12 protein-coding genes are annotated in these 9,180 nt (G+C 58.7%); 7 read left to right on the forward strand and 5 right to left on the reverse strand.

Features of this window, described 5'->3' with window-relative positions; all coding sequences use genetic code 11:
- From VEZ52_RS12815 to VEZ52_RS12845, 7 genes are all read left to right on the forward strand, one after another.
- The coding region (locus tag VEZ52_RS12815; RefSeq protein ID WP_324837167.1) for a hypothetical protein at positions 1-196 on the forward strand (196 nt) is incomplete at its 5' end.
- A gap of 77 nt (positions 197-273) precedes the next feature.
- Complete coding sequence (locus tag VEZ52_RS12820) at positions 274-1,533, forward strand: MFS transporter (RefSeq protein ID WP_324837168.1); 1,260 nt, start codon at positions 274-276, stop codon at positions 1,531-1,533.
- A gap of 161 nt (positions 1,534-1,694) precedes the next feature.
- Positions 1,695-2,324, forward strand: coding sequence for a DUF2796 domain-containing protein (locus VEZ52_RS12825; RefSeq protein WP_324837169.1), 630 nt, complete (start codon positions 1,695-1,697; stop codon positions 2,322-2,324).
- Positions 2,325-2,329: 5 nt separating this feature from the next.
- Positions 2,330-3,115 carry an ABC transporter ATP-binding protein gene (locus VEZ52_RS12830; protein ID WP_324837170.1) on the forward strand — a complete coding sequence of 262 codons (786 nt, stop codon included), beginning with the start codon at positions 2,330-2,332 and terminating at the stop codon, positions 3,113-3,115.
- Complete coding sequence (locus tag VEZ52_RS12835; protein WP_324837171.1) at positions 3,112-4,383, forward strand: ABC transporter permease; 1,272 nt, start codon at positions 3,112-3,114, stop codon at positions 4,381-4,383. Before VEZ52_RS12830 ends, VEZ52_RS12835 begins: the two co-directional genes overlap by 4 nt.
- 14 nt (positions 4,384-4,397) lie before the next feature.
- Positions 4,398-5,036 carry a DUF3299 domain-containing protein gene (locus VEZ52_RS12840; RefSeq protein ID WP_324837172.1) on the forward strand — a complete coding sequence of 213 codons (639 nt, stop codon included), beginning with the start codon at positions 4,398-4,400 and terminating at the stop codon, positions 5,034-5,036.
- Entirely contained in the window at positions 5,014-5,508 is a 495-nt protein-coding gene (locus VEZ52_RS12845) for a Fur family transcriptional regulator (RefSeq protein WP_324837173.1), read from the forward strand. The genes VEZ52_RS12840 and VEZ52_RS12845 overlap by 23 nt, the downstream gene beginning before the upstream one ends.
- A 209-nt stretch (positions 5,509-5,717) precedes the next feature.
- Here the strand turns inward: VEZ52_RS12845 and VEZ52_RS12850 are convergent, their stop codons facing one another.
- The 5 genes from VEZ52_RS12850 to VEZ52_RS12870 are packed head-to-tail and all read right to left on the reverse strand — an operon-like array spanning position 5,718 to position 9,103.
- Positions 5,718-6,101 (reverse strand): 4Fe-4S binding protein, encoded by a 384-nt coding sequence (locus VEZ52_RS12850; protein WP_240825140.1) that lies wholly within the window; start codon positions 6,099-6,101, stop codon positions 5,718-5,720.
- Positions 6,102-6,104: 3 nt separating this feature from the next.
- Complete coding sequence (locus VEZ52_RS12855) at positions 6,105-7,187, reverse strand: nickel-dependent hydrogenase large subunit (RefSeq protein ID WP_215647835.1); 1,083 nt, start codon at positions 7,185-7,187, stop codon at positions 6,105-6,107.
- Positions 7,184-7,660, reverse strand: coding sequence for an NADH-quinone oxidoreductase subunit C (locus VEZ52_RS12860; RefSeq protein ID WP_022658253.1), 477 nt, complete (start codon positions 7,658-7,660; stop codon positions 7,184-7,186). Before VEZ52_RS12860 ends, VEZ52_RS12855 begins: the two co-directional genes overlap by 4 nt.
- Before the next feature lie 18 nt (positions 7,661-7,678).
- The gene (locus VEZ52_RS12865) at positions 7,679-8,239 is read right to left on the reverse strand and encodes an NADH-quinone oxidoreductase subunit B family protein (protein ID WP_022658252.1); all 561 of its coding nucleotides are present in this window, start codon (positions 8,237-8,239) and stop codon (positions 7,679-7,681) included.
- Positions 8,240-8,251: 12 nt separating this feature from the next.
- Positions 8,252-9,103 (reverse strand): respiratory chain complex I subunit 1 family protein, encoded by an 852-nt coding sequence (locus tag VEZ52_RS12870; RefSeq protein ID WP_324837174.1) that lies wholly within the window; start codon positions 9,101-9,103, stop codon positions 8,252-8,254.
- Positions 9,104-9,180: the final 77 nt, after the last annotated feature.

Here is a 9,180-nt window from a genome sequence, read left to right on the forward strand (position 1 = left end):
GCTGGGCTTTACCGTTGAGATAACGGGTGATAGACTGCGGGCACGTTACCAGAAATACCCCAGGCATGAGCTGTGCGCGCGCCTGGATCAACTGGGACGACTCCTGATAATGACCCGCCAGATGGACATGCTCATGGTGGATGATGCAGCAGTGCAATCCTACGCCACCAAGTTCCTGAATGGCGAATATCATTAGCCGCACACCCTTTGCGGGGGTGGGCCCGGCCCCGCACGGCGGCCTGGGCCAACGCGGCACAACACGATTGAGGCCCCATGCCGCCCCTAGCCGCATCGCCTGCGCAAACCCCGGAAGGCACTGCCTTCCCTGATCCGCCGCAGACGTTATTAAGCCGTGATTTTGTTCTGCTGTTCTGCATGACCATGTGCTGCAACAGCTTTGTGGCCGTCTTTTACTGCTTTGAGCAATGGCTCGAAGGCCTCTCTGTCAGCCCCAACTGGCGGGGAGTGCTGCTCTCTTCCATGTTTGTCATGGTTCTGATTTTCAGGCAGGTGGCAAGCGTGGTTCTGTTACGCCGTGGCAAACTCCTGCCCATGGCCACCGCCATCATCATTTCAAGCAGCGTCATGCTGGCCTACCCTTATGTGGGCGGCTCCCATATTATTGAGCTGATTCTGCTGTTACGCGTGGTGCAGGGCATTGCCCTTGCCTTTTTCTCCTGCTGCACGGTTTCCGTGCTGGTGAGTTGCATACCCAAGGGCCAAAGCGCGCGCGGTTTTGCCATCTTTTCGCTCACCCTGCTGCTGCCCTACTCCATCATTCCGGCAGTGGGGGAACAGATACTTGCCCTGCTCGGGGGCGAACCGCACCTCTTTGCCTTCACGGCACTGCTGGGCATTCCCTCCCTGCTCATGCTGGTGCCGCTGGCGCCCCGTCTGCGCAAGCCAGAAATGGCCCAGGAGGCAGAAGGCGGCATGTCTGGGCGTGAACTGTGGCATGCGGTGAGTCATTCCGGCCTGTTTTTTGTGTATATGGCCTGCATGACATTCAGCATCATGACAGTGCTGGCCATCTTTTTCATGAAGGGTTTGTGCTCCATCACCGGCGCGCACCCGGCGTGGTTTTTCAGCACCTATACGCTCACCATCATTCTTGTGCGTCTGGTTGGCAGCAACAGGCTTGATACGCTGCCGCGCCACAGAATTACCATTTTGTGCAGCGTTCTGTTGGTCTGCTGCATGCTGGGGCTGGCCTGGGGGCCGCTGTGGGCCTTCATTCCCCTTACCTTCCTGTACGGGCTGGGGCTGGGGCTGCTCTACCCCTTGCTGGCGGCCATGGTCTATGACCGCTCCACACCCACCACACGTTCCATCAACTCCAATGTGATGATGGCCACCTTCGATTCCAGCGGCATCTTTGCCCCCATCATCGGCGGGCTGGTTATGTATGAAGGTTTTGGCTACCGGGGTGTTTTTGTGGCCACGGCAGTTTCCATCGGCCTGTGCGGCCTTTCCATGGTGGCCGACAAGTTGCGCGTTGCCCACTGGCAACGGCAGGGCCGCCACATAGCTTAAGTTCCGGTCGCTGCCGCCACGATCACTGACGCATCGGACAGTGGCAGCCGGACGCAACAGAGAATGCGAGGTTGTTTTTGACAAAAACGCAATAATATATCATTTCATTTTCTGGCTCAAAAAAAACATTAACTTGCTGAACCAGAAACATGGGAGAGATGATGAAAAACCTGATTGTTGTGGCGGCCTGCACGGTTTTGCTTGCAGCCGCCCCCGCGCTTGCGCATGGCCCGCACGAACACGGCGCGGCCCGCCTGGACGTGGCTGTGGAAGGCAATATTGTAGAAATCAGCCTCGAAAGCCCCCTTGCCAACGCCCTGCCCTTTGAGCACGCCCCACGCGATGCCGCCCAACGCCAAGCCGTGCAGAATATGGCGGCAACCTTGCATAAGGCAGAAAATATTTTTGTTTTTCCCGCCGCCGCCCAGTGCCGCATCAAGAAGGTAACACTGGAATCCGAAGCCCTGCCCGAGGCCCTGCTGGAAGCAAAGACAGCCGCGCAGCCGGAAAAGGCGCAAACATCAACGCAGAACGCACCTGCCGCCCCCTCGGTTGAACCCAAGGCGCATGCAGACCATAACGAAGATGCCGGGCGCGATGAACACGGCGGTCATGCAGATCTGGACGCGTCTTTCACCTTTGAATGCGCACAGCCCGATGCCCTGCACGGCATGGACGTGCGTCTTTTTTCCGCATGGCCAGCCCTGCATGAACTGCGAGTGCAGATAGTCAGCCCCACTGGGCAGCACGCCGCCGAACTGAACGAACAGGTTCACACCTTCAAGTGGTAAATCCCATGAATTCCGTTATGCCACCATCGCAAGCGCCTTGCAGCACGAATGCGGGCGAGCAGGCAGTCCTGCTTGAAAACTGCACCTTTTGCTGGCCCGGCCAAAAGGAAGAAACCCTGCGTATCCCCCTGTTCAGCGTGGACAAAGGAGAGACGGTCTTTCTTTCCGGCCCCAGCGGCGGGGGCAAAAGCACCCTGCTCAGCCTCATTGCGGGAATACTGCAACCAGCTTCCGGCTGTGTACGCGTCAACGGAATTCGTGTGGACACCTTGCCCAGATTCGCCAGAGATTCCTTTCGCGGCGACACCATCGGCCTGATATTTCAGCAGTTCAATCTTGTTCCGCATCTCTCGATGCTGGATAATGTGCTGCTGCCCTGCCGCTTTTCGCCCATACGCGCCACACGGGCAAGGGAAAAGGATGGAAGCTCGGAGCAATCCGCGCAACGCCTGCTTGAGCGTCTTGGCTTTGGGCCGGAACTGTGGCGCAAAAGCGTGACCCGCCTTTCCGTGGGGCAGCAGCAGCGGGTTGCCGCCGCCCGCGCCCTTGTAGGATCGCCGCCTCTGGTCATGGCAGACGAACCCACCTCTGCGCTGGATGCGGAACGGCGGGCAGATTTTCTGCGCCTGCTGCTACGCGAAAGCGCCGAAGCCGGATCAAGCCTGCTGTTTGTCAGCCATGACCTGTCTCTGGCGGATTTTTTTGAACGCCGTGTCCAGTTGGCAGAGATTAACATTGCAGATGCCAGCATGGCCGACAAAGGGACAAACCCGCAGGGGGAAACCGCATGAGCCGCTGGCGTTTTTTATTGGTGCTTGCATGGTCGAGCGCATGGAACCGCCGGGGAACCCTGAGCCTTGTGGTGTTTTCCATAGCTCTTTCCACCACCCTGCTGCTCGGTATGGAACGAGTGCGTACTCAGGTGCGCGATAATTTTATTCAGGCAGTTTCCGGCACGGATCTGGCGGTGGGAGCGCGCGGCAGCGAGTTGCAACTGCTGCTCTATGCCGTGTTCCACATGGGCAAAGCCACCAACAACATGGGGTGGGACAGCGCCGAGCGCATTGCCCAGCGCAAGGACGTAGCATGGACGATTCCCCTGTCGCTTGGCGATTCCCACAAGGGATTTGCCGTAGTGGGCACTACGGGCGATTTTTTTACCCAGTATCAATACAGCAGGCGCATGCATCTGCAATTTGCGCAGGGCGCGCCTTTTGACGGCATCTTTGATGTTGTGCTGGGGGCGGAGGTTGCCAGCAAAGAGCGCTACAGGCTGGGCGACAGGCTGGTGCTCAGCCACGGATCGGGCAGCGCCCGCCTTGCCCAACATACGGACAAGCCCTTTACTGTTTGCGGCATTCTTGCGCCCACAGGCACGCCTGTGGATCGGGCTTTGTACATCAGTCTTGCCGCCATGGAGGCCATCCACATCGACTGGCAGGGCGGCGCGCCAGTGCCGGGTTTTCATGTGCGGCCAGATCAGGTAACCAAGTTCAGCCTCACACCCAAGAGCATTACGGCTGTGCTGGTTGGCCTGAAAAACCGCGCCCGCGTTTTTGCTGCGCAAAGGGAAATCAATGCCGACCAGCAGGAGGCCCTCATGGCCGTTATGCCTGGGGTGGCTCTGGATCAGCTGTGGAGCCTGCTTCGCTCGGGCGAAAATGCCTTGCGCGTCCTTTCCTGGCTTGTAACCGTTGCGGGGCTGGCGGGCCTAGTGGCCGCCATTCTGGCAGGGCTGGGCGAGCGGCGGCGCGAGCTGGCCGTGCTGCGCGCGGCAGGGGCCAGCCCTCTGGATATTGTGGCCCTGCTGTCTTTTGAAAGCACGCTGCTGGTCGTTGCGGGCGCGCTGGCGGGTACTGCCGCTCTCGCCGCCCTGCTGGCTGTGTTTGGCCCGGTGCTGGCTTCGAGTTATGGACTGAATCTTACGCTCACGCTGCCCACAGCCGCCGAATGGCGCTTGCTCGGCGGGATTGTGGCCGCTGGTTTTGCCGCCGGGCTTATCCCGGCATGGCGGGCCTACCACATGAGTCTGGCTGACGGCCTCAACGCCTCTGTATAATAAAGGAACCTGCCATGAACACAGCCTCGTCCACAGGGCGCATCCTCTGCATGCTGGCAGCCTTGCTGTGCGGCTTGCACAGCGCAACCGCCCTTGCCCTGACTGACGATTACGAGCGACAAAAAATCGAACACTGGCAGCCCTCGCGCGAAGATGCGGACACTGCCGCTGCCGCGAAAAAGAGCGGAAAATACACCGAAATCACCTGGGACAAGTTGATTCCACCATCATGGAATCCCGCAAAAGTTTTTGACAAGTTCAATTTTGACAAGTTCAGCGATGACGACCCCAGAGCGGACAAAGCCCTGAAAGAATTTCAGGCCATGTGGAGCAACGCGCCCGCCAACAAGGCCTTGGGCGGCAAGCTGGTGCGCATTGCCGGATTTGTGGCTCCGCTTGATTTTCTGGGCGGCGACGAACTGGCCGAATTTTTGCTTGTTCCCTATTTCGGCGCGTGCATTCACGTGCCGCCGCCACCGGCCAACCAGATCATCTACGTCACACTGGACAAACCACGCGGCATACAGATGATGGACACCGTGTGGGTTTATGGAAAGCTTGAAATCGAAAAAACAGAAAGCGACATCGGCGATGCGGGATACCGCATCAAGGCTGAGGCGGTGGAACCCTATGTGGAAGACGAAAACAACTGATCAGGCGGCACCTGCCTGTTGTCAGAAGGACACGTCATCGTGCCCCACAGACACTCCCTGCGCGGCGTCCAATCTGCGTCTCACGCCCTTGCGGCGCATGGTGCTTGCCTATCTGCAACAGGCCAAGGAACCCGTTAAGGCCTATGACATCCTTGATGCCCTGCGCGGCAAATCCTCCAAGGCCCTCACGCCTGCAAGCGTATACAGGACGCTTGAATTTCTGCTCAACCAGGGTCTTGTGCACAAGATCGGCTCGCTCAATGCCTTTGTGGCCTGCGCGCAAGCCTGCCAGGAGCCTCATGCGCCCGTGTTCATGCTGGTATGCCCCGGTTGCCGTAAAAGCCGGGAGGTAGACAATCCCGCGCTGTATCAGACCATCTTTTCCACCATGCAGCAGCAGGGTTTTCAGCTGCAGGGCGACACCGTGGAGCTGACCGGCATCTGCCCCCAGTGCGCGCAAATCGGCGCGTGACGGGTTAATACAGAATACTGCGGTTCTGAAAGCCGGAGATAGCCCCGCAAACGTGAAAGGCGGCGCGGATCTCATAACAGAAAAAACGCGCCGCCCTGCCCCGTCCGGCAAATAGACGGGCTGAGAGTGTTGGCAATGTTACCTCAAGGGTAAATCAAAAAGCAAAGTTTGGTAAAAGCGAAGGGCCATTGCAGGCCCTTCGCTTTTATTTATTTTTCCGTGTCTTCCCCGCCCTTGGCCTCGGCCTTGGCTTTCTTGACGCGCGGGGTTCCGGTGCGGTGCACTACAAACTTGCTGATGGAAGGTTTGCGGTGCACTGGCTCCTGATGCAGACATTTTGTGGGGCACTTTTCCACGCACGCGGAGCAGTACACGCACAGGAAGGGATCATAATTCCACTTTCCGGCTTTTGCATCCACGGTAATGGCATCGGTTGGGCATACTCTCGCGCAGGAGTTGCAGAATATGCACTTTTCAACCTCGTTGGTGATCACGCCGCGATAGGCGGGGAAGGGTTCGCGCTCTTCCAGAGGATACAGCCGCGTGGCTGGCTTGCCCGAAAGATTGCGCAGCACGTTTGGGAGCATATACATGGGCTACCTCTCTGTGCAGGAGATGCACGGGTCGATACTCAGCACGATAACCGGCACGTCGGGCAGTTTGCAGCCCGGCAGCATGTGCAGCAGGGGCGGCACGTTGGCAAAGGTGGGCGTGCGCACGCGCATGCGCTCCAGATTCTTGGTGCCGTTGGCCCGGATGTAATAGAACAGCTCGCCGCGGGGCTGCTCCACACGAAAGACCGATTCACCCTCGGGGTTGCCGGTGACCTTTACGGTCAGCTCGCTTTCGGGCAGGCGGTTCAAGGCTTCGCGGATAAGCTCTATGGAGTGCAGCACTTCATAGAAGCGTACCTTGGAACGGGCGTAGCAATCGCCGTCATTCTCAACCACAGGAATGAAGTTGAGATCCTTATAGGCGGCGTAGCCGTGCATGCGTTCGTCGATTTCCCAACCGCTGCCGCGCAGGGTGGGGCCGGCGGCGCCCAGCAGGCGGGCATCGTCCTTGCTCAGGTAGCCGATGCCGCGCGTGCGTTCCTGCACGGTGTAGTCGTCAAGCATGGTGCGGGTAAGCTCACGCATGCCCTTTTCCAGTTCGTCCAGACGGCCATGCATCCAGCGTATCTGATCGGGGCTGAGATCGCGGCGCACGCCGCCAACCACGTTGACCGAAAGAATCACGCGGTTGCCCGCCGTGGCTTCGCAGATGTCCATGACATGCTCGCGGATGCGCCAGAACTGCTGGAACACGCTTTCAAAGCCAAACGAGTCGGCAAACAGGCCGAGCCACAGCATGTGGGAGTGTATCCGGTGCAGTTCAGACCAGATAACCCGCAAAAACTGCGCGCGCGGCGGCGCTGTAATGCCCATCATGTCTTCAATGGCGTTGCAGTAGCAGTTGGCATGGATGCACGAACAGATGCCGCAGATGCGCTCGACCACAAAGACCATCTGATTGTAGTCCTTGAGCCGCACAAGGCTTTCAAGCCCGCGATGGACAAAACCAAGCTGGGGCACGGCCCCGACCACGGTTTCATCTTCCACCACAAACTTGATGTGCAGCGGTTCGGGCAGTACGGGATGCTGCGGCCCGAAAGGAATCACGGTTGTGCGGTTGCTCATGCCTTCTCTCCTTTGGCCGTGTCATCCTTGGCGGCCTCGGCCTTGGCGGCGGGCCGCCGGACCGTGGTCATGGTAAAGTACGGCGCGTGGGTGACTTCGCCCTCCAGATACATGGCCCCCTGGTAATCCAGGGGCAGATCAGCAAAATGCACCCCGAACTGATCCTGCGTTTCGTTCTCGACGAGCACAGCGCAGAAATATACGGGCGTGATGCTGGGGATGGCGTCGTTCTTGTTCACATCCATGCGCAGATGCACCATGCCCTTGGCGTCCGTGGGTTCCCACACGCACAGTTCGGCGTTGTGGCGCAGGTCGGACATGGTGAGGTTTACGTCAAAGTGATAGAAAAGCCGCAGCGTGTTTTCGTCCATGACGGTCTGCGACATGGTCACAAAACGGTATTTGGCGTTGGCAAGCTGCTGCACTTCTGAAAGCAGCGTTTGCGGCGTCACTTCCTTGGCTTCAAAAAACATGGCTCTATCCTTTCCGGGTTAACCCGCGTTTTGCTGTGGCTTGTCGGGGGCTTCTTCCGGCGCGGACTCCGCCTGCGGCGTCATGTCGGGAGTACCGTCCTCATCGCCCGGCATAAAGGTGGGCACTGGCTCTGGGCCAAGGCCCATCTTGGCCTTGAGCACGCCAAGGGCCTGCACCACGCCGTCAATAATGGCCTCGGGTTTGGGCGGGCAGCCGGGCACGAACACATCAACAGGAATGATGTTGTACGCGCCGTTCAGCACATTATAGGTATCCTTGAACACGCCCCCGGAAAGGTTGCAGGCTCCGATGGAAACCACGGCCTTGGGCGAAGGCATCTGTTCGTATATCTGCTTGAGCACATGCTGGTTGCGGTGGTTCACCGTGCCTGTAACCAGCAGCACGTCGGCATGCTTGGGGTTGCCCGCGTTGACCACCCCGAAACGTTCTACGTCATACATGGGCGTCAGACAGGCCAGCACCTCGATGTCGCAGCCGTTGCAGGAACCGCAGTCAAAATGAACTATCCACGGAGACTTCAGACGGCTCCGCTTGATCATATTGTCGACGAAACCCATATTCCGGCCTCCTTACGCCACGTACAGCCATAAAAGATTAACCAGGGCCAGGCCCATGCCGAGCAGCAGAGACTTCTTTTGCACCATCCACTGCCACGTCAGACGTGCGGTGATGTTGTCGATAAGAATTTCCGTGAACAGCGAGGCGCCCACAAGAACGGCCATTCCCACACAGCTGGTGTGCCAGAACATGGCGCACAGCCCAAGAATAAGCACAAGATCAAACCAGTGGGCAATTTCAATCAGCGCAAGGTACGGGCCGGAATATTCGGTCTGTACGCCGCGCACCAGTTCCTGGTGGCCGTGATGGCAGGCCGCGATATCAAAGGGCGACTTGCGCAGTTTGATTGTCAGGGCGTAACCCAGCGCCAGAAACAGCAGGGGCATCTTGAGCAGCAGCGGCTGCTCGAGCTGGAATACTGCGGCAATGGAGAACGAACCCGTGCACATGGCAAAGCCAACGAACACCAGGATCAGGATAGGCTCATAGGCCAGCATGAGCAACAGCTCGCGCTGCGCGCCCACGTTGCTGTAGGGCGAAGGCACGCATACGGCGCCAACCACCTGAAACACCGCGCCCACTGTGAGCACGAAGAACAGCAGCAGCAAATCCCCGCCCATGAAGAAAATCAGCAGGGCAAGCGCCGATGAAATCAGCGTGATGTACGCGCTGAACACCAGCCAGGCATTGGTAACCTGGGGCTGTTTGCCCAGCAGTTTGAGTATGTCGTAAAATGGCTGGAGCAGTGGCGGCCCAAGGCGCGACTGAAGGCGCGCCGTGATCCGGCGATCCAGACCGGTAAGCAGGCCGCCCACCAGGGGCGACAGGATCAACCCGCCGATAGCGCTGAAGATGGTGAGCATTACAGCAGACCTCCTACCAGAACGACCAGGAATGCGATGGAAATCATGTCGATGGCCCGCGTGATCTTGCTCTCGCC

The sequence above is a fragment of the Desulfovibrio sp. genome (assembly GCF_035644575.1).
Classification (GTDB): domain Bacteria; phylum Desulfobacterota; class Desulfovibrionia; order Desulfovibrionales; family Desulfovibrionaceae; genus Desulfovibrio.